We start from the raw sequence: 19,344 nt of genomic DNA on the forward strand, positions 1-19,344 counted from the left end.
TAAATCATAATTGGCACTGGCTTATCAAGCACCCTGTTGAGTTCTCAAAGAACAACCACACACCACCCGAAAGCCCCGACCAACAGGACCCCCGAACTGGGGTATCTCATCCACCATGACCAGCGCTCCAGCGCCAGGCACTTTTACTACGTTACCCGGTGGTATCCGCCGTGTCAAATCGCTCTGTCACGATCAACACCACATCAACCACAATTCCACACACCACGAAACCCCGGCTCACACCGGAAACCCCGCGATTGTCGACAAGCCGGCCGCTGCGGTCTCCCGCACGCTCGCCCGGTGCCCTGCCGGCGTCAAACACTACCCGGTCGGTTTCGCCTCACCAAATCGACCCCCCGGGCCGATCCGGGCACCGCCCGGTCCGCGCCTCGCAGGAGCAACCCCACGAAGTCGGAACCTCACACCGCGCTCCGGCCTTCGAGGCATTCACCCCGGTTCGTCCGTTCCGCGCTGGCAGAGAGAAAGTTACGCGTCCGCCGAGTTGATCGTCAAATCCGGCGGACGCGTCGCACGTCACACCCGGCCGTCAGGGGCGCAGCTCGACCCCGGCGAAGGAGCGCTTGCCCCGACGCAGCACCAGGTAACGGCCGTGCAGCAGGTCGACCGGGTCGACGGTGGCGTCGACGTCGGTGACCCGGGTGTTGTTCACGTACGCACCGCCCTCGGTGATCACCCGACGGGCCTCCTTGAGCCCGCCGACCAGCCCCGCGTCGCGCAGCAACCCGGCCACGTCGGGCAGCTCACCGGTGAGCTGCACCAGGCCGGCCTCGCTCAGCGCCGCACGCAGCGTCTCCGGGGCGAGGTCGTCCAGCGAGCCCCGACCGAAGAGCGCCTGGCTGGCGGCGACGGCCTGCCGGGTCTCCTCCGCGCCGTGGACCAGGGTGGTGAGTTCCTCGGCGAGGGCACGTTGGGCGCTGCGGGCCGCCGGGCGTTCCGCCGTCTCCTTCTCCAGCGCCTCCAGCTCCTCGCGGGAGCGGAAGCTGAAGTACCGCAGGTAGCGGGTGACGTCCCGGTCGTCGGCGTTGACCCAGAACTGGTAGAAGGCGTACGGGCTGGTCATCTCCGGATCGAGCCAGACCGCGCCGCCCTCGGTCTTGCCGAACTTGGTGCCGTCCGAGCGGGTGACCAGCGGGGTGGTGAAGGCCTGCACCGGGCCGGCACCGCGGCGACGCACGTAGTCGACACCGGCGGTGATGTTGCCCCACTGGTCCGAGCCGCCGTACTGGAGCTGGCAGCCGTGCCGTCGGTGCAGCTCGAAGAAGTCGTTGGCCTGGAGGAGCTGGTAGCTGAACTCGGTGAAGCTGATGCCGGTCTCCAGCCGGGCCCGCACCACCTCACGGGCGAGCATCTTGTTGACCGGGAAGTGCTTGCCGACGTCGCGCAGGAACTCGACCACCGACATCTCGCCGGTCCACTCCAGGTTGTTGACCAGTTGCGCCGCGTTCTCCCCGGTGTACGACACGAAGGGCGCGAGCTGGTCGCGGATGCGCTGCACCCAACCGGCCACCACCTCGGGCGGGTTGAGGGTACGCTCGGCGCTCTCCTTCGGGTCGCCGATCTGGCCGGTGGCGCCGCCCACCAGCAGCAGCGGGCGGTGCCCGGCGAGTTGGAGCCGGCGGGCGGTGGTGACCTGCATCAGGTGGCCGACGTGGAGGCTGGGCGCGGTCGGGTCGAAGCCCACATAGAAGGTGGCCGCCCCGCCGTCGAGCAGCGCACGCAGTTCGTCGGGGCCGGTGGAGTCCTGGATCAGGCCGCGCCACCGCAGGTCGTCGGTCAGGGAGTCCCGCCCGTGCGGGAGGTTGCTGTCGGTCACGGTCACCGATTCTCCCCCATTGCCGACCTGGGGCCGTACCGGGTTTGCCGGCCCGCGGCGCGGCTAGGCTGGCCGGGCCGGTGCGACGAGGAGGAAAGCCGTGGAAATCCCGGAGATGACGGATGGTCTGGTCGGCCTGCTGGGGCTGACGTTCGACGAGGCCAGCGGCGACCGGGTGGTGATCCGCTGGAAGGTGCGGCCGGAGCTGCACCAGCCCGCCGGCATCATGCACGGCGGCGTCTACTGCACGGTGGTGGAGACCGTCGGCAGCGTGGGCGGCACGCTGTGGCTCGGCGACCGGGGCAGCGTGGTCGGGGTGTCCAACCAGACGGACTTCCTGCGGGCGGTACGCGAGGGTGAGCTGGTCGCGGTCGGCACCCCGGTGCACCGGGGACGCAGCCAGCAGCTCTGGCAGGTGGAGATCACCGACGCCGAGGGCCGGTTGGTCTCCCGGGGCCAGGTCCGGTTGCAGAACCTCACCCGGGACTGACGCCGCGACGCCCTGGCCCGGCTGCTCCCCCGCCTGGCCCTCCGCCCGGGCGACCGGCGGGACGTGCGGGCCGGGCGAGAAGGGCGACCGGCGGGACGTGCGGGCCGGGCGAGAAGGGCGACCGGCGGGACGTGCGGGCCGGGCGAGAAGGGCGACCAGCGGGACGTCCGGGCCGGGTAGGGCGAGCAGGGCGACCAGCGGGCATCGGGCGTCGGGCATCGGGCATCGGGCATCGGGGGCAGGTGACCCGGGAAGCCTGACCGGTTTGCCGGATGCGGTGCCTCCTGCGCCGATATCGTCGCCTCGATGACCGCCGCCGATCCCGTCCCCCCGTGAGGGCGCTCCCGGGTGCCACAACCGCGTCCCCGCGTCGGCCGGCCCGCGTGAAGCTCCTCGCCGCCACCCTCGGGGTGCTGTCGGCCATCGGCGGCTTCGTCGACATCGGCGACCTGGTGGCGGCGAGCCAGGCGGGGGCCCGGTTCGGCATGGGCCACGCCTGGGTGCTGGTGCTCGGGGTGGTCGGCATCTGCGCGTACGCGGAAATGGCCGGCCGGATCGCGGCGGTCAGCGGGCGGGCGGTGTTCGACCTGGTCCGCGAACGCCTGGGTCCCCGTATCGCGCTGCTCAACCTGGCGGCGTCCTACCTGGTCACGGTGCTGACCCTGGCCGCCGAGCTGGGCGGGGTGGCGTTGGCCCTGCAGTTGGCCTCCCGGGTGAGTTACCTGCTGTGGGTGCCGGTCGCGGCGTTCGCCGTGTGGCTGGTGCTGTGGCGGATGCGCTTCCAGCTGATGGAGCGGGTGTTCGGGCTGGCCGGGCTGACCCTGCTGGTGTTCGCCCTGGCGCTGTTCTGGTTGCCGACCGACTGGGCGGCGCTCGGCCACGGTGCCCTGCACCCCGGGACGGCCGGCCAGGGCTGGGGTGCGTACTGGTTCGTGGCGGTGGCGTTGTTCGCCTCCACCGTCAGCCCGTACGAGGTGTTCTTCTTCTCCTCCGGCGGGGTGGAGGAGAACTGGAGCACCGCCGATCTGGCCGATGCCCGGTCGAGCGTCCTGATCGGCTTCCCGGTCGGCGGGCTGCTGGCGTTGTCGCTGGTCGCCACCGCCACCGTGGTCTTCCACCCGGGCGGGGTGTCGCTGTCGACCCTCGACCAGGTCGCCCGACCGGTGGTGCTGGCGTTCGGCGGGGTGGGGCTGGCGGTCGCCGCGCTGGCGTTCTTCGCGGTGACCTTCGGGGCCGCGCTGGAGACCGGGCTGTCGGCGGCGTACGCGGCGGCGCAGTACTTCGGGTGGCAGTGGGGCAAGCGGGTCAGTCCCCGGGAGGCCGCCCGGTTCCACAGCGTGCTGCTGGTCAGCGTGCTGGCCGCGACGCTGCTGCTGTCCACCACCGTCGACCCGGTGCGGTTGACCGAGTACATGCTGGTGGCCAGCGCGGTGGTGCTGCCGTTGACGTACCTGCCGATCCTGGTCGTCGCCAACGACCGCACCTACCTGGGTGACGACGTGAACGGGCCGTGGCTCAACCTGCTCGGTGCGGTGTTCCTGCTGGTCATCGTGGCGGCGTCGGTGGCCGCGATCCCGTTGGCCGTCGGGACGGGGATGGGACGGTGAGGGTCCAGCTCGCCCGGCAACTGCTCGACCGGCAGATCGTCGACGCCGACGGGCTGCTGCTGGGCAAGGTCGACGACGTCGGGTTCGCATTCGACGCGCAGGGCGTGCCCTACGTGGCGTACCTGCTGACCGGGCAGGGGGCGCTCGGGCAGCGGATCGGCGGGCGGATGGGGCGGTTGCTGGTGGCGCTGGCCGACCGGTTCACCGAGGGGGCGTCGACGCCGCTGCGCATCCCGTTCGATCAGGTCGCCCGGATCGACAGCGCGGTCCGGCTGCGGGCCCGCGCCGACGAGCTGCCCCGCCCGCCGGTGGAGACCTGGCTGCGGCGGCACCTGATCGACCGGATACCGGGCGCCGGCCGTGCGAGCGGGTGAACTGCTCGGCCGCACCGCGTACGACCTGCACGGGCGGCGGTTGGGGCGGGTGGTGGACGTGGTGGTGCGGGGTGGTTTCCCGGACGGCCGGCTCCGGCTCACCGACGTGCTGGTGACCGCCCACTGGTGGAGCCGGATGTGGGGCCGGCTGATCGGGGCGCAGCGGCACCCGTCCGGCCCCTGGCTGATCCGGGTGAGCGCGCGGGCGTTGAGCCGGGACACCCGCCAGTTCCCCGCCGACCAGATCCAGCTGCTGCCCCCGGTGCCGGGCTTCCCGTTCGGGACGCCACCCCGGTCGGGTTGACAGCCCGGCGGGCCGGGGGCAGGCCGGACGGCACGGGACCGTGCTATCCGGCGCAGCGAGCCGGCAGGGCGGACGCGCGCAACGCCGCGGCCAGCCACTCGTACGGGAACCGCTCCGGTGGGTCGTCGTTCACGGTGGCGACCAACTCCATGTACCTGTCGAACGGTCCCTCCGCCGGCATGCGGTCCCACTCCGCGCCGGCCAGCATCCGGTCGGCCGCCTGGATCCGGAACTCGGGCGTGTCCGGCAGCCCGGGGCTGTCCGGCGTCGCGAAGATGCCTGTCAACCACCCGATCCACTGGTCGGCGATCCCCCTGCCCCGGGGCGAGTCCGGCGGTACCCGCTCGCGCGCCGCGTCCAGCACCGGTTGGCCGATCGCCGCGCCCGTCTCCAGCGTGTCCAGCATCGGCGGCGAACTCATCAGCGGCCCGGCCCCGGTGGTGCACGCCTGGTGCAGCTCATGGCGTACGGCCTGCCGGACCTCGGGGTCCCGGACCAGCTCGGCCAGCTCGATCCACGCCTCCAGCTGCGCCGCGGTGGGTTGTTCGGGCAGCTCGGGCCGGGCCGCCCGCCACCAGTCGACCATCCGCTGCGGTGGCTCCCACCCGGTGGAGACCTCGGCCCAGAACTCGTCGATCAGCCGGTCGCGTTCCTCGTCCGGCATGCCGACCAGCTTGTGCATCAGCGTGACCTGCTCGGCGGTGGAGTCCTGGCGCAGGAGGGCCGACAGCACCGCGCGACGGCTGCGCAGCCGTGTCTCCTGCCGGGCCAGCAGGGCGAGGTGGGTGGTCGCCAACTCGCGCAGGGTCGCCTCGCCGGCCAGCACCCGCCGGATCTCGTCCAGGCCGGCGTCGAGTTCCCGCAGCGTCCGGACCAGTTCCAGTCGGGCGATGGCCGACACGTCGTACAGGCGGTGGCCGGCCGGGGTGGTGGCGTCCGGCGTGACGACACCGGCGTCCGCGTAGTACCGGACGGCGCTGACGCTCAGGCCGGTCCGCCGGGCGACATCCCCGATGGCGTACAGCTCGTTCATGTTCACGACCACCACTATGCGATCTCCAGCGGCTTGAGATGCAAGCCCCACGTCGTCGTGGCGTCAGGCGTGGGCTTCGTCGTGGACGGGTTCCTGCTCGTCGGTGGCGGACGTGGTCGGGGCGTGGTGCAGCCGGATCTGGGAGATGGCGCGCTGGTCGACGCCGGTGACGGTCATCTCCCACCCGTCGATGGTGACGCTCTCCCCCGCGACGGTGGGGATGTGCCCGAGGCAGGACAGCACCATCCCGGCGACGGTGGTGTAGTCACCGGCCGGCCGGTTGGGCACCTCGACGCCGATGTCGGTCAGGTCGTGCACGGGGAAGGTGCCGGGCATCACCAGCGACCCGTCGGCCTCGGTGCGTACCGAGCGGACGTCCCGGTCGGTCTCGTCGTAGATCTCCCCGACGATCTCCTCCAGGATGTCCTCCAGGGTGACGATCCCGTCGACCGCGCCCCGCTCGTCGACCACCAGGGCGATGTGCTGCCGTTCCGCCTTGAACTGGCGCAGCGCGTCCACCACCGGCAGCGAGTCGGGCAGCAGCATCGGCGGTCGGGCGCAGTCGTCGACCGGCCGGTCGTCCGGCACCCCCACCAGGTCCCGCAGGTGGATCACGCCGACCGCGTCGTCCAGGCCGCCGTGGCGCACCACCGGGGCCCGGGAGTGGCCGGTGGCGGCCAGCAGCAGCCGGGCGGCCTCCGCGGTGGTCCCGCTGTCGAGCGTGAAGACCTGCAACCGGGGTACGAGCACCGCGCGCAGCTGCCGGTCGGCGATCTCCACCGCACCGGCGATGATGGTGCGCTGTTCCTTGGTGAAACCGTGGTTGCCGGCGACGATGTCGCGCAGCTCGTCCGGGCCGATCTCGTCGGGCTGCTGCTTGGGGTCCACCCCGGCGAACCGGACCACCAGGTCGCTGGTGGCACCGAGCAGCCACACCGCCGGCCGGGTGAAGCTGGAAAGGATGTCCAGCGGGCGGGCTACCAGCAGCGCCCACCGTTCGGCGCGCTGCATCGCGATCCGCTTGGGGGCAAGCTCACCGAAGACCAGGGTGACGAAGGTCAGCACCAGGGTCACCAGCACGATCGCCACCGTCTCGGCGGCGCCGCCGACGAAACCGAGCAGCGGGACGAGCGGCTTGGCCAGGGAGACCGCTGCGGCGGCCGAGGCCAGGAACCCGGCCAGGGTGATACCGATCTGGATGGTGGCGAGGAAGCGGTTCGGGTCCTTGGCGAGCCGGGCGAGCACCCGGCCGGCCCGACTGGTGCGTTCCAACCGCTGCACCTGGCTGTCCCGCAGCGACACCAGGGCCATCTCGCTGCCCGCGAAGATCGCGTTGAGCACCACCAAGACTCCGACCAGGGCCAACTGGCTCCAGTAGCTCTGCACGCCCGGCACTCTCCCTCAGGCGGGGGGCGTCGGCGACGGGCCGACGCCGCCGGGCGGAGGACCCGCCCGGCGTAGCCCAGTCTGTGCCCAACCGCGCGGTCGGCGAACCCTCCCCACGGCCATCGTCGGTGACCGGATGCGGCCCGCACGGCGGTCCGGCCCGGTCCGGCCGTCGGGGGACCCGACGCGAGCCCGACGGCCGGCCTGGCCCCACCGGCTGCGGCCCAGCGGCCGGCCTGGCTGCGACCGGCCGTCCGCTGACCGCCGCCGGAGGCCGACGGTCGGTGCGCTGCCCGGCGGTCGGGGGTCAGCGCCGACCGGCGGCCGGGGCCAGGTCGAGGACGTACGCGTCGCCGTCGGGGCGGAAGCCGAGCCGGTGGTAGTAGGGGGCGACCATGCCGGGTGGGCTGACCACCCGGCGGAAACCCCGGTCGGTGAACAGGCTGCTGCGGCGGTAGACGAACTCGCCGGGGGTGAAGTCCCGGAAGCGGCGGGTCACGTAGTCCAGGTCGATCTGGGCGGTCCCGTCCGCCTCGGCGTGCGACAGCACCACCCCGACCACCTCGTCGTCGCGTACCACCAGGAAGGCCGACCGGTCGGCGTCGGCCGGGGGTGGGCGGAAGTCGGGGTTGAACCGGGCGATGTCGGCGGCGTGCACCCGCAGCGTGTGGGCCAGGAACTGGTCGCCGACGCCCACCTCGACCACCTGGTAGGCGCGGTCGTCGTGCCGGGTGGCAAGCATCGACCGCAGGTACCACACGTTGATCGCGGTGAGCACCACGTTGAGGCCGACCATCGGCCAGACCTGCACGGCGGCGTTGTAGCCGATCAGGATCAGGCAGCCGACCAGGTTGAGGGCGCGCAGGCGCAGGATGCGGGTCTGCAACAGGGACCAGACCAGCAGCGCGGAGCCGGCCCAGCCGACGAGTTCGAGCCAGTTCACCCCGCGAGACTAGTGCCCGCCCTGGTCAGCGGGGACGGCGGGCAGCTCCAGCAGCCATTCCTCGACCTCGACGCCCCGGCCGTCGGCGTACCCCGAGTCCTCGCCGACGACCACGAAGCCGCACTTGCGCAGCACCGCCAGGGAGGCCCGGTTGTCCTTCGCGGCGCGGGCCCGCACCGGCCGCTGCGGCACCTCGCGCAGCAGGGCGGACAGCGCGGCGGTGGCGTGGCCGCGCCCCCACCGGCGCGAGTCGATCCAGTAGCTGACCTCGGTGTGCTCGTCCACCGGGAAGGCCGCCACGTGCCCGACCACCGCGCCGTCGACGACCACGGTGCGGTTGACGACCCGGGGGTCGGCGCGGATGCGGGCCCAGTGCGCGTCGAACACCGCCCGATCGGTCGGGTCGGCCGGGCCGAACGCCGCCATCCAGGCCGCCTCCGGGTCCTGCTCGTGGGCGAAGAAGTGCGGGAGGTCGTCGTCGCACACGGGCCGCAGGGACAGCTCGTCGGTCATCGCCGGAGGATACGCACCGGCACCGACAACCTCGGGACCTGTGGCCCGGTCGGCGTACCGTCCGGCCCTGCCGGCCGCCCCCCGACCGTTGCTACCAACGAAGGGACAGGTCCGACCGGCGAGTGGAGTGGAGGGCCGGGGCCATGACCAGGTACGTCTACGACTTCATCGAGGGTGATCGCAGCAGAGCCGACCTGCTCGGCGGTAAGGGTGCCAACCTCGGCGAGATGACCCGGCTCGGGTTGCCGGTGCCGCCGGGCTTCACGGTCAGCACCGACGCCTGCCGGGCGTACCTGAACACCGGGTCGCCGCCGGACGGCCTGTTCGAGGAGATCAACGCCCATCTGCGGGAGGTCGAGGCCCGGCTGGGCCGGCGGCTCGGCGACCGGCACGACCCGCTGCTGCTCGCCGTGCGCTCCGGCGGCCGGTACTCGATGCCGGGGATGATGGAGACGATCCTGGACATCGGGCTCAACGACGCCACCGTGGCGGGCCTGGCCGCCCGTGCCGATGACGCCCGCTTCGCCTGGGACTCCTACCGGCGGTTGATCCAGATGTTCGCCCGCACCGTGCACGGGGTGCCGGCGGACGAGTTCGACCGGGAGCTGGCAGCGCTGCGCGCCACCGCAGGCCCGGACGGACCGACCGCCGAGCAGTTGCGCGACCTCGTCGAGACGTACCAGAAGATCTTCCTGCGGCAGACGGGGCACCAGTTCCCCCAGGCGCCGCACGAGCAGTTGTACCTGGCCGTACGGTCGGTGTTCGCGTCGTGGAACTCCGAGCGGGCCCGGCTCTACCGGCGGCAGGAACACATCCCCGACGACCTGGGGACCGCGGTCAACGTGATGGCGATGGTCTTCGGCAACCTCGGCCCGGACTCCGGCACCGGGGTGGCCTTCACCCGCGACCCGGCCACCGGCGCGCCCGGCGTGTACGGCGACTACCTGCCCGACGCGCAGGGCGAGGACGTGGTGGCGGGCATCCGCAACACCGTCGCCCTGCCCGAGTTGGAGCGGATCGACCCGGCCAGCTTCCGGCAGTTGACCGGCATCATGGCGACGCTGGAACGGCACTACCGGGACCTGTGCGACGTCGAGTTCACCATCGAACGCGGCAAGCTGTGGATGTTGCAGACCCGGGTCGGCAAGCGGACCGCCGCCGCCGCTTTCGTGATCGCCGCGCAACTGGTCGACGAGGGGCTGATCACCCTGGACGAGGCGCTGTGCCGGGTGACCGGGGCGCAGTTGGGCCGGCTGATGTTCCCCGCGTTCGACCTGGCCGACGCGCCACCGCCGCTCACCGTCGGGGTGGGCGCGTCGCCGGGTGCGGCGGTGGGCCGGGTGGTGTTCGACTCGGCCGCGGCGACCGCCGCCGACGGGCCGGTGATCCTGGTCCGCCGGGAGACCACCCCGGACGACCTGCCCGGCATGATCGCCGCCGCCGGGGTGCTCACCTCCCGGGGCGGGAAGACCTCGCACGCCGCCGTGGTGGCCCGGGGCATGGGCCGGACCTGCGTCTGTGGCGCGGACGCGCTGCGGATCGACCCGGAGCGCGGCGAGCTCACCGTCGGCGACCGGGTGGTCCGGGCCGGCGAGGTGATCTCGATCGACGGGACCTCCGGCCGGGTCTACCCGGGGGCGGTGCCGGTGCAGCCCTCCCCGGTGGCCCGTTACCTCGCCGGTGAGCTGGCCCCGCAGGCCGATCCGCTGGTCGCGGCGGTGCACCGGCTGCTCGGGCACGCCGACGCGGTGCGCCGGCTCGGCGTGCGGGCCAATGCGGACACCGGTCCGGACGCCCGCCGGGCCCGCGCGCTGGGGGCCACCGGCATCGGCCTGTGCCGTACCGAGCACATGTTCCTCGGTGAACGCCGGGAACTGGTGGAACGGCTGATCCTGGCCGACGGTCCGGACGAGGTGACCGCCGCCCTGGAGGCGTTGCTGCCGTTGCAGCGGGCCGACTTCACCGAACTTCTCGCCGCGATGGACGGCCTGCCGGTGACGATCCGGCTGCTCGACCCGCCGTTGCACGAGTTCCTGCCCCCGTTGCACGAGTTGACCGCACGGGTCGCCCGTGCCGAGGCGACCGGGCGGGACCCGGGACGCGACGGGCGGCTGCTGGCGGCGGTCCGCCGGATGCACGAGGCGAACCCGATGCTGGGGCTGCGCGGGGTGCGGCTCGGGCTGGTGATCCCGGGGCTGTTCGCCATGCAGGTGCGGGCGGTGGCCGAGGCGGCGGCGCAGCGGGTGCGCGACGGGGGTGACCCCCGGCCGGAGATCATGGTGCCGCTGGTGGGTGACGTGCGGGAGTTGGCGGCCGTGCGGGCGGAGACCGACCTGGTCCTCGCCGGGGTGCCCGACGCGCCGGCCATGCCGGTCGGCACGATGATCGAGGTGCCCCGGGCCGCGCTGACCGCCGGTGACATCGCCGCGCAGGCCCGCTTCTTCTCCTTCGGCACCAACGACCTGACCCAGCTGACCTGGGCGTTCTCCCGGGACGACGTGGAGGGCTCGTTCTTCGGCACCTACCTGGAGCGGGGGATCTTCGGGGTGTCGCCGTTCGAGAGCATCGACGCCGCCGGGGTGGGTCGGCTGGTCCGGCTGGCCGTGGCGGAGGGGCGGGCCACCCGCCCGGACCTGACCGTCGGGGTCTGTGGTGAGCACGGCGGCGACCCCGACTCGGTGGCGTTCTTCGCCGACGCCGGCCTGGACTACGTCTCCTGCTCCCCGTACCGGGTGCCGATCGCCCGGCTGGCGGCGGGCCGGGCCGCCGTCGAGACCGCCACCGACACGTCCGACAGCCGCTAGGAGGCAGCGTCATGACCGCGATCTTCAATCCGACCGGGCCCGCCCCGCTGGGGCCGCCGGTGCCCCGTACCCCCGAACCGGCGGTGACACCGACGGTGACGGCGGTCGGGCCGGTGGGGCCGGTGCTGGCCCTGCCCGGCTCGCCGGCCGCCGCGCTGGTGCCGGTGACCCGCGACGGGCGGGCCGTCGGCGCGTTCGTGCTCGCCGACGGGCGGGTCCGCTACCGGGCGCTGCCCGACCCGGACCGGGTGCTCGCCGCCGCGGCCGGGGCCGCCGCCGTCGCCCTGCTCACTGCCGGGGTGGCGGTGGTGGCCCGGCGGCGGCCACCGGCGATCGGCACGGTGACCATGGGGCCGGGCGGCTGGGTCAGCCTGCGCGGCGTGCGGGGGCCCGCGCTGCGCGCGGCGACGCCCCGGCCGTGGTGGGCGCGGCTGCTGCGCGCCCAGCGGCTCGTCGTGCGGCGCTGACCGGCCGCCAGGGGTCTTTGGTCCCGGGCGGGGGTGGTCCTGCGCCTCTGCCCGGGGCGGCCCGCTCCGGCGAGGCTGAGGGTACAGGCGAAACACCCCGGCGACCCAGGCCGCCGGACCCGACCACCGCGGAAGGACCGATCATGACCGGCACCGCACCTCTGCACCCGTGGCGTGGCTTCACCGGCGACGCCTGGCGCGACACCATCGACGTGGCCGCCTTCGTCCGGGACAACCACGAGCCGTACACCGGGGACGCGTCGTTCCTCACCGGGCCCACCTGCCGCACCCTGGAGGTCTGGGGGACGCTGCGGGCGATGTTCGTGCAGGAACGCCAACGCGGCGTGTACGACATCGACGCGGCCACCCCGTCCACCATCACCGCGCACGCCCCCGGGTACATCGACCGGGAGCGGGAGCTGATCGTCGGGTTGCAGACCGACGCGCCGCTGCGCCGGGCCATCATGCCCGCCGGCGGGCTGCGGATGGTGGAGACCGCGTTGAAGGCGTACGGCTACCCCGCCGACCCGCAGGTGCACCGGATCTTCACCACCTACCGCAAGACGCACAACGACGCGGTGTTCGACGCGTACCCGGCCGACGTGCTCGCCGCGCGCCGCTCGCACGTCATCACCGGGCTGCCCGACGCGTACGGGCGGGGACGGATCATCGGCGACTACCGCCGGGTGGCGCTGTACGGGGTGGACCGGCTGGTCGCCGAGCGCAAGGCGCTCAAGGCGGCGCTGGACGACCGGCCGTCGACCGACGAGGTGATCCGGGACCGGGAGGAGCTGGCCGAGCAGATCCGGGCCCTGGGTGAGCTGGCACAGATGGCGGCGGGCTACGGCTACGACATTTCCGGGCCGGCGACCACCGGCCGGGAGGCGATCCAGTGGCTCTACTTCGCCTACCTGGCCGCCACCAAGGAGCAGAACGGCGCGGCGATGTCGCTGGGGCGTACCGCCGGGTTCGTCGACGTCTACCTGCGGCGGGACCTCGCCGAGGGGCGGCTGACCGAGATCGACGCCCAGGAGCTGGTCGACGACTTCGTGATCAAGCTGCGGATCGTCCGGTTCCTGCGCACCCCCGAGTACGACCAGCTCTTCTCGGGCGACCCGACCTGGGTCACCGAGGCGCTCGGCGGGATGGGTGCCGACGGCCGGCCGTTGGTCACCCGGACCAGCTTCCGCTACCTGCAGACCCTCTACAACCTCGGCCCCGCGCCGGAACCGAACCTGACGGTGCTCTGGTCGCCCCGGCTGCCGGTCGGGTTCAAGCGGTTCTGCGCCCAGGTGTCGCTGGACACCAGCGCCATCCAGTACGAGAACGACGACCTGATCCGGCCCGCGTACGACGACGACACGGCGATCGCCTGCTGCGTGTCGGCGATGCGGGTGGGCCGGGACATGCAGTTCTTCGGTGCCCGCGCCAACCTCGCCAAGGCCCTGCTGTACGCGATCAACGGCGGGCGCGACGAGATCACCGGTGAGCAGGTCGCCCCGGCCAGCGCCCCGGTCGGCGGGGAGACCCTCGACTACGCGGAGGTGCTGGCCGCCTACGAGCGCACCCTGGACTGGCTGGCCGAGACGTACGTGGACGCGTTGAACGTGATCCACCACCAGCACGACCGGTACGCCTACGAGCGGCTGGAGATGGCCCTGCACGACCACCCGGTGCGCCGGTTCATGGCCACCGGCATCGCCGGGCTGTCGGTGGCGGTGGACAGCCTCGCCGCGATCCGCTACGGCAAGGTGAAGGTGCTGCGCGACGACACCGGGCTCGCGATCGACTACGTGGTCGAGGGGGAACCGCCGACGTACGGCAACAACGACGAGCGGGCCGACGCGATCGCGGTGTGGCTGACCGAGACGTTCGCGGCGAAGCTGCGCCGGCAGCGCACCTACCGCGACGCGGAGCTGACCATGTCGGTGCTGACCATCACCTCGAACGTGGTCTACGGCAAGCACACCGGCAACACCCCGGACGGCCGGCGGGCCGGTGAGCCGTTCGCCCCGGGCGCGAACCCGATGAACGGCCGGGACACCCACGGGCTGGTGGCCGCCGCGCTGTCGGTGGCGAAGCTGCCGTACGACGCGGCCCGCGACGGCATCTCGCTGACCTCGACGGTGACCCCGGACGGGTTGGGTCACACCCGCGACGAGCGGATCGACAACCTGGCCGGGGTGCTGGACGGCTACACCGACGCCGGTGGATTCCACCTCAACGTCAACGTGCTGGACCGGGCCACCCTGGTCGACGCGATGGCGCACCCGGAGCGCTACCCGCAGTTGACCGTGCGGGTCTCCGGGTACGCGGTGAACTTCGTCCGGCTCACCCGGGAGCAGCAGGAGGACGTGGTGTCCCGGACCTTCCACGGGTCGCTGTGAACGTCCGGCCGCGCGACGCCGTCGCCACCGCCACCGGGCGGGGCGACGGCGTGCCGACCGGGGCGGTGCACTCGTGGGACGTGTCGGTGGGGGTGGACGGGCCGGGGACCCGGTTCGTGGCCTTCCTCGCCGGTTGTCCGCTGCGCTGCCGGTACTGCCACAGCCCGGACACCTGGTACCGGCGCAGCGGCCGGCACCGCACTGTCGACGAGCTGATGGCGGAGATCGAGCCGTACCGCCGGTTCATCGCGGTGGCCGGGGGCGGGGTGACGATCAGCGGCGGCGAGCCGCTGATGCAACCCCGGTTCACCGGTGAGGTGCTGCGCCGCTGCCACGACCTGGGCCTGCACACCGCGCTGGACACCTCGGGTTTCCTCGGCGTCCGCGCCGACGACGCCCTGCTCGACGCCACCGACCTGGTGCTGCTGGACGTCAAGTCGTGGGACCCGGCGACCTACCGGCGGGTCACCCGCACCGGGTCCGTCGCCCCGACGCTGCGCTTCGGCCGGCGGCTCGCCGACCGGGGCACCCCGATCTGGATCAGGTTCGTGCTGGTGCCCGGTCTCACCGACGCCGAGGAGAACGTGGCCGGGGTCGCGGACTTCGCCGCCGGGCTGGACACCGTGCAGCGGGTCGAGGTGCTGCCGTTCCACCGCCTCGGCGCGCACAAGTACGCCGAGCTGGGGCTCACCTTTCCACTCGCCCGGACGGAACCGCCGTCCCCGGAGCTGGTGGCCCGGGTCCGGGCCCAGTTCGCCGCACGCGGCCTGACCGTCACCTGACGCCGGCCACCGGACGGGCAGGGCCGGTCAGACGCCGGCCATCAGACGGGCGGGGCTGCTCAGCCCTGCTCGTCCTCGTCGGCTGACGGCTTGGGCCGACGGTGGTCCCTGATGTACGCCTCCACGTCGGACCGCAGCCACACCGAGCCGCCGATCAGCTTCTGAAACGGCGCGGGGAACTTGGGCAGCAGGATGAGCTGCCGAAACCGGGACCTGCTCACGCCCAGCATCTGCTGGATCTCAGCGGCTCCGACGAGCGGACCCGGAACTTCCTCCTCGCCCATGCCCCCGAAGGTATGCACAGTGGGTCCTACCCCTCAGGGCCTGCCTTACACGGCCCGGCCTACAAGGCACTATTTTGTAGGGCCTGCCCTAGTTGACAGGGGTGCCGCTCACGGTGTGGAATCGGTGACGCGGTGCCCCCGCCCTGGTGGAGCGGGGCTCGGCGGGGCGGGGTGCCGCGACGACCCCGACACCCCCGGGAGGCGGGATGTATGGACACCGCGCGGTGCCGTATCTGATCGAATCGGCGTGGCGCTGCCTGGACCAGCACCGCGACCGGCGGTGCGACAAGTGCACCGGCAGCGGCTTCTGCCCGGTGGTGGAGGCCGCCCGCACCCGGATCAGGGCGTGGCGCAGGTACCGCAGTGTGTTCGGTCGGCGATGAACGCGCCCCTGCCGAGGGCGGGTGACCTGCTCCTGCTGACCCGGGCGGCCAGCGTCCAGTTCCTCCGGCCGGTCCGGTTCCGGGTGATCCGGGTGCTCGACTGGCCCACCTACGACGGGTGGATCTGGCTCGACGGCTACCGGCTCGACGACCGGGACGAGGCGGTGTCCCGCCGGACGGTCTTCGTCCAGCCCGCCGGACTGGTCGTCACTGCGCGCACCGCCCCGACGCCGACGCAACGGTCCGGGCCGACGCCGCCGGGGGTGTCGACGCGGGCACGGGTGTCGCCGCCCGTCCGGGTCAGCTCGCCGCCGAGGTCGGGTAGCCGTACAGGTCGAGCAGCCGCCCCCGGGACGCCTGGAGCCGGTCCACGACCACGCTCATGAACCGGGTGGTGAGCTGCCGACCCAGGGCGTCGTCGGACTCCATCAGCCGGCGTACCCCCTCCGCGGTGAACTCCACGGTGGTGGTCCGCCGGACGGCGACCGCGCCGAACTGCCAGCGGTAGGGCGGGAACAGCCACGACCAGCCCAGCACCCCACCCGGCCCGATCGACTCGATGCCCACGTCCCCGCGCCCCGGCACCGGGAAGTCCAGCGCCACCTCCCCGCCCCTGACCAGCCAGAACCGCTCCGCCGGCTGGCCGGCGTAGAACAGCCGGTGACCGGGGTGCCAGACCACCGGCCGGGCGTACCCGGTCAACCGGGGCAACCACTGCGGCGGCAGGCCGGCGAGGAAGGGGTGCTCGGTGAGCATCTCCAGAGGGGTCATCGGGGTGCCCTTCGCCGTGATGTCGTCCCCTCCATGGCACCCCCGAAGACGCCGACGCGGCAGGGCCAATGGTCCCGTGACCTGCGGGAAGATCGCCTCTGCCCGACCGGCCGCCGCCGCGCGAGGGTGGAACGGGACGGCGTGCCCGGGACACGCCGCACGAGGCGGGGAGGTCACCGGTGACGACATCCGGTGCGGGAGCGGTGCTGGTGGACGACGACCTCGACCCGGGACGGGCCACCGGCGGCCTGACCACCGCCGAGGCGGCGGCGCGACTGCGTACCGACGGCCCGAACAGCGTCGCCGCGCCGACCCGGCGGCGGCTCCCCGGCCGGGTGCTGCGCCAGCTCACCGACCCGCTCGTCGCCCTGCTGCTCGCCGCCGCGACGGTCACCACCCTGCTCGGCGACTGGCCGGACACGGCGGTGATCGTGCTGGTGGTGGCGGTGAACACGATCATCGGGGTGGTGCAGGAGGTCCGCGCCGACCGGGCCATCGCCGCGCTGGACCAGCTCTCCGCCCCCACCGCCCGGGTGGTACGCGACGGCCGCGACGTGGTGTTGCCGGCCGCCGACCTGGTCCGCGACGACCTGGTCCGGGTGGAGGCCGGTGACGTCGTCCCGGCGGACCTGCGGCTGGTCGAGGCGAGCCGGTTCCAGGTGGACGAGTCGGCGCTGACCGGCGAGTCGGTGCCGGTGGCCCGCGACGACGACGAGGAGGTGCGGGCCGGGACGGTGGTGACCACCGGCCGGGCCACCGGCATGGTGCTGCGCACCGGGGCCGCGTCGGCGCTGGGCCGGATCAGCGCCCTGGTCGCCGGCACCCGACCGGCCCCGACGCCGTTGCAGCGCCGGCTGGCCGGTCTCGGCCGGATCCTCGCCCTGGCCGTGGTGGCCCTGTCCGGCCTGGTCTTCGCCATCGGGGTGGCCGGTGGCCGGCCGGTGGTGGAGATGGCCGTGACGGCGGTGAGCCTGGTGGTGGCGGCCGTCCCGGAGTCGTTGCCTGCGGTGGTGACCCTGGCGCTGGCGCTGGGCGCGCGCCGGATGGCCGGGGCCCGCGCCATCCCCCGCCGGCTGCACGCGGTGGAGACCCTCGGCTCGGTGACGGTCATCGCCTCCGACAAGACCGGCACCCTCACCGAAGGACGGATGGTGGTGCGGACGGCGGTCACCCCCGACGGCGTCCGGTACACCGTCGACGGCGTCGGGTACGCCCCGCACGGGCAGGTCAGTCGCGACGGCACGACGGTGACCGCGCCGCAGGAACTGCGCCGGCTGGCACGCGCCGGGCTGCTCTGCAACGACGCCACCGTGTCGCCACCACAGGACGACCAGCCCGACTGGACCCCGGTCGGCGATCCGCTGGAGGCCGCCCTGACCGCCTTCGCCGGCCGGTGCGGACTGGAGCCCGAGGCCACCCGCCGCGCCTGGCCCCGGATCGCCGAACGCCCCTTCGAGCAGGCCACCCGCCGGATGGTCACCGTGCACCGGGGCTGCGACGGGCGGCAGTTGGTGGTCTGCAAGGGCGCACCGGAGAACGTGCTGACCAGCACCCTGCTCGACGCCACCGCCGAGGAGATCGAGGCGCTGACCGCCGCCGCCCGCCAGTTGGCCGCCGAGGGGCTGCGGGTGCTCGCGGTGGCGTCCGCACCTGTCGACACGGTGCCCGACCTGGCCGCACCGGTCGGCCTGCGCCCGGTGGGGCTGGTCGGCGTCGGCGACCCGCTGCGGGCCGGCGCGGCCGGGATCGCCGCCGGTCTCGACACCGCCGGGGTACGACTGCTGCTGGTCACCGGCGACCACCCGGCCACCGCCGCCGCGATCGGTGGACAGCTCGGCCTGTGGCGGGCCGGTGACCCGGTGGTCCGGGGCGACACCGACGACGCCACCCAGGCGGAACCGCACGCCCGGGTGTTCGCCCGGACCCAGCCGGAGCAGAAGCTGGACATCATCGCCGGGCTCCAGGCCCGGGGGCACGTGGTCGCGATGACCGGGGACGGGGTGAACGACGCCCCGGCGCTGCGCCGCGCCGACATCGGGGTGGCGATGGGCGGCGGCACCGAGGTCGCCCGGCAGGCCGCCGACCTGGTGCTGGTCGACGACGACCTGGCCACCGTCGCCGTGGCGATCGGCGAGGGCCGGCGGATCTACGACAACATCCGCCGGTTCCTGCGCTACGCCCTCTCCGGCGGGGTGGCCGAGATCGTGGTGATGCTGCTGGGCCCGCTGTTCGGCCTGCCCGTACCGCTGCTGCCGGCACAGATCCTCTGGATCAACCTGCTCACCCACGGCCTGCCGGGGGTGGCGCTCGGCGCGGAACCCGCCGAACCGGGCACCCTGCGGCGGGCCCCCCGCTCGCCCCGCGAGTCGGTGCTCGGCGCAGGGCTGGGCCGCGACGTGCTGGTGACCGGGGCGCTGATCTCGACGGTGGTGCTGGCCGCCGGGGTGACCGCCGCCCACGCCGGGCTGCCCTGGCAGTCGGTGGTCTTCGTGGTGCTGGGCCTGGCCCAGCTCGGGGTGGCACTCGCCGTCCGGGCGCCCCGAACAGCCGGGGCGGGTCAGGCCAACCCGGGGCTGCTCGTCGCCGTGGCCGGGTCGGCGCTGCTCCAGGTCGGTGGCGTGCTGCTGCCACCGCTGCGGACGCTGCTCGGCACCGAACCCCTCGGCCCCACCGTCCTGCTGGCCTGCCTGGCGGTCAGCGTCCTGCCCGGCCTGGTGCTGCGGCTGGCCCACCGCCGCCCCGCCACCGCCACCGGCACCCCGATCCCGCCCGACCTTCGGCTGCCGGCCGGGGCCGTCGCCGACGCGGTGACCGACGTCCCGACGGCCGCCGTCACCGACCCCGGCCGGGACGCGGTCACCGACCCCAGCCGGGACGCGGTCACCGATCCGGCGGTCGACGGTACGGGCCGGGAACGTCCGGTGCGGGACCAAGGGCCCACCGGTCGGGCCGGACGCCCCTGACCGGGCGGGCCGCGCACGA

17 protein-coding genes and 1 pseudogene are annotated in these 19,344 nt (G+C 73.6%); 11 read left to right on the forward strand and 7 right to left on the reverse strand.

What is annotated here, in order from left to right; all coding sequences use genetic code 11:
• Positions 1 to 547: 547 nt before the first annotated feature.
• Entirely contained in the window at positions 548 to 1,834 is a 1,287-nt protein-coding gene (tyrS, locus tag AB0K25_RS25725; RefSeq protein ID WP_208570224.1) for a tyrosine--tRNA ligase, read from the reverse strand.
• A gap of 115 nt (positions 1,835 to 1,949) precedes the next feature.
• Between tyrS and AB0K25_RS25730 the strand changes: the two genes are divergently transcribed.
• From AB0K25_RS25730 to AB0K25_RS25745, 4 genes are all read left to right on the forward strand, one after another.
• Complete coding sequence (locus AB0K25_RS25730; RefSeq protein WP_208570223.1) at positions 1,950 to 2,324, forward strand: PaaI family thioesterase; 375 nt, start codon at positions 1,950 to 1,952, stop codon at positions 2,322 to 2,324.
• 383 nt (positions 2,325 to 2,707) lie between these two features.
• Positions 2,708 to 3,931 (forward strand): divalent metal cation transporter, encoded by a 1,224-nt coding sequence (locus AB0K25_RS25735; RefSeq protein WP_308291089.1) that lies wholly within the window; start codon positions 2,708 to 2,710, stop codon positions 3,929 to 3,931.
• Positions 3,928 to 4,305 carry a hypothetical protein gene (locus AB0K25_RS25740; protein WP_219469835.1) on the forward strand — a complete coding sequence of 126 codons (378 nt, stop codon included), beginning with the start codon at positions 3,928 to 3,930 and terminating at the stop codon, positions 4,303 to 4,305. Before AB0K25_RS25735 ends, AB0K25_RS25740 begins: the two co-directional genes overlap by 4 nt.
• A complete protein-coding gene (locus tag AB0K25_RS25745; protein ID WP_219469832.1) occupies positions 4,292 to 4,609 on the forward strand; it encodes a PRC-barrel domain containing protein in 318 nt (105 codons plus the stop codon). The genes AB0K25_RS25740 and AB0K25_RS25745 overlap by 14 nt, the downstream gene beginning before the upstream one ends.
• A 43-nt stretch (positions 4,610 to 4,652) precedes the next feature.
• Here AB0K25_RS25745 and AB0K25_RS25750 read toward each other — a convergent pair whose 3' ends face one another.
• The 4 genes from AB0K25_RS25750 to AB0K25_RS25765 form a co-directional block, all read right to left on the reverse strand.
• On the reverse strand, positions 4,653 to 5,648 hold the full coding sequence (locus AB0K25_RS25750) for a MerR family transcriptional regulator (protein WP_219469830.1): 996 nt from the start codon (positions 5,646 to 5,648) through the stop codon (positions 4,653 to 4,655).
• Between the two features lie 57 nt (positions 5,649 to 5,705).
• Entirely contained in the window at positions 5,706 to 7,028 is a 1,323-nt protein-coding gene (locus tag AB0K25_RS25755; protein WP_357535779.1) for a hemolysin family protein, read from the reverse strand.
• Between the two features lie 307 nt (positions 7,029 to 7,335).
• Positions 7,336 to 7,971, reverse strand: a complete 636-nt coding sequence (locus AB0K25_RS25760; RefSeq protein WP_219469827.1) for a YgjV family protein — start codon at positions 7,969 to 7,971, stop codon at positions 7,336 to 7,338.
• Positions 7,972 to 7,980: 9 nt separating this feature from the next.
• Positions 7,981 to 8,484 carry a GNAT family N-acetyltransferase gene (locus tag AB0K25_RS25765; protein WP_363823187.1) on the reverse strand — a complete coding sequence of 168 codons (504 nt, stop codon included), beginning with the start codon at positions 8,482 to 8,484 and terminating at the stop codon, positions 7,981 to 7,983.
• A gap of 143 nt (positions 8,485 to 8,627) precedes the next feature.
• Between AB0K25_RS25765 and ppdK the strand changes: the two genes are divergently transcribed.
• From ppdK to pflA, 4 genes are all read left to right on the forward strand, one after another.
• A complete protein-coding gene (gene ppdK / locus AB0K25_RS25770) occupies positions 8,628 to 11,288 on the forward strand; it encodes a pyruvate, phosphate dikinase (protein ID WP_363823190.1) in 2,661 nt (886 codons plus the stop codon).
• 11 nt (positions 11,289 to 11,299) lie between these two features.
• Positions 11,300 to 11,755, forward strand: coding sequence for a hypothetical protein (locus AB0K25_RS25775; protein ID WP_357535785.1), 456 nt, complete (start codon positions 11,300 to 11,302; stop codon positions 11,753 to 11,755).
• Positions 11,756 to 11,898: 143 nt separating this feature from the next.
• The gene (pflB, locus tag AB0K25_RS25780; protein ID WP_219469822.1) at positions 11,899 to 14,142 is read left to right on the forward strand and encodes a formate C-acetyltransferase; all 2,244 of its coding nucleotides are present in this window, start codon (positions 11,899 to 11,901) and stop codon (positions 14,140 to 14,142) included.
• Complete coding sequence (pflA, locus tag AB0K25_RS25785) at positions 14,139 to 14,924, forward strand: pyruvate formate-lyase-activating protein (RefSeq protein ID WP_363823193.1); 786 nt, start codon at positions 14,139 to 14,141, stop codon at positions 14,922 to 14,924. Before pflB ends, pflA begins: the two co-directional genes overlap by 4 nt.
• A gap of 59 nt (positions 14,925 to 14,983) precedes the next feature.
• On the opposite strand, the gene AB0K25_RS25790 is transcribed toward pflA, so the two are convergent.
• On the reverse strand, positions 14,984 to 15,208 hold the full coding sequence (locus tag AB0K25_RS25790; protein ID WP_219469819.1) for a hypothetical protein: 225 nt from the start codon (positions 15,206 to 15,208) through the stop codon (positions 14,984 to 14,986).
• A gap of 206 nt (positions 15,209 to 15,414) precedes the next feature.
• On the opposite strand from AB0K25_RS25790, the gene AB0K25_RS25795 reads away from it, so the two are divergent.
• Positions 15,415 to 15,591 carry a hypothetical protein gene (locus tag AB0K25_RS25795; RefSeq protein WP_219469817.1) on the forward strand — a complete coding sequence of 59 codons (177 nt, stop codon included), beginning with the start codon at positions 15,415 to 15,417 and terminating at the stop codon, positions 15,589 to 15,591.
• A pseudogene (locus tag AB0K25_RS25800) lies at positions 15,588 to 15,782 on the forward strand (hypothetical protein); the annotation flags it as partial. The gene AB0K25_RS25795 and the pseudogene AB0K25_RS25800, both read left to right, overlap by 4 nt.
• 109 nt (positions 15,783 to 15,891) lie before the next feature.
• Here AB0K25_RS25800 and AB0K25_RS25805 read toward each other — a convergent pair.
• Positions 15,892 to 16,362: a cyclic nucleotide-binding domain-containing protein gene (locus AB0K25_RS25805; protein ID WP_219469814.1), complete on the reverse strand. Its 471-nt coding sequence runs from the start codon at positions 16,360 to 16,362 to the stop codon at positions 15,892 to 15,894.
• Positions 16,363 to 16,541: 179 nt separating this feature from the next.
• Here AB0K25_RS25805 and AB0K25_RS25810 point away from each other — a divergent pair, with 179 nt between their 5' ends.
• Entirely contained in the window at positions 16,542 to 19,325 is a 2,784-nt protein-coding gene (locus AB0K25_RS25810; protein ID WP_219469812.1) for a cation-transporting P-type ATPase, read from the forward strand.
• Positions 19,326 to 19,344 lie beyond the last annotated feature (19 nt).

The organism is Micromonospora sp. NPDC049257, assembly GCF_040678915.1.
Classification (GTDB): domain Bacteria; phylum Actinomycetota; class Actinomycetes; order Mycobacteriales; family Micromonosporaceae; genus Micromonospora; species Micromonospora antibiotica.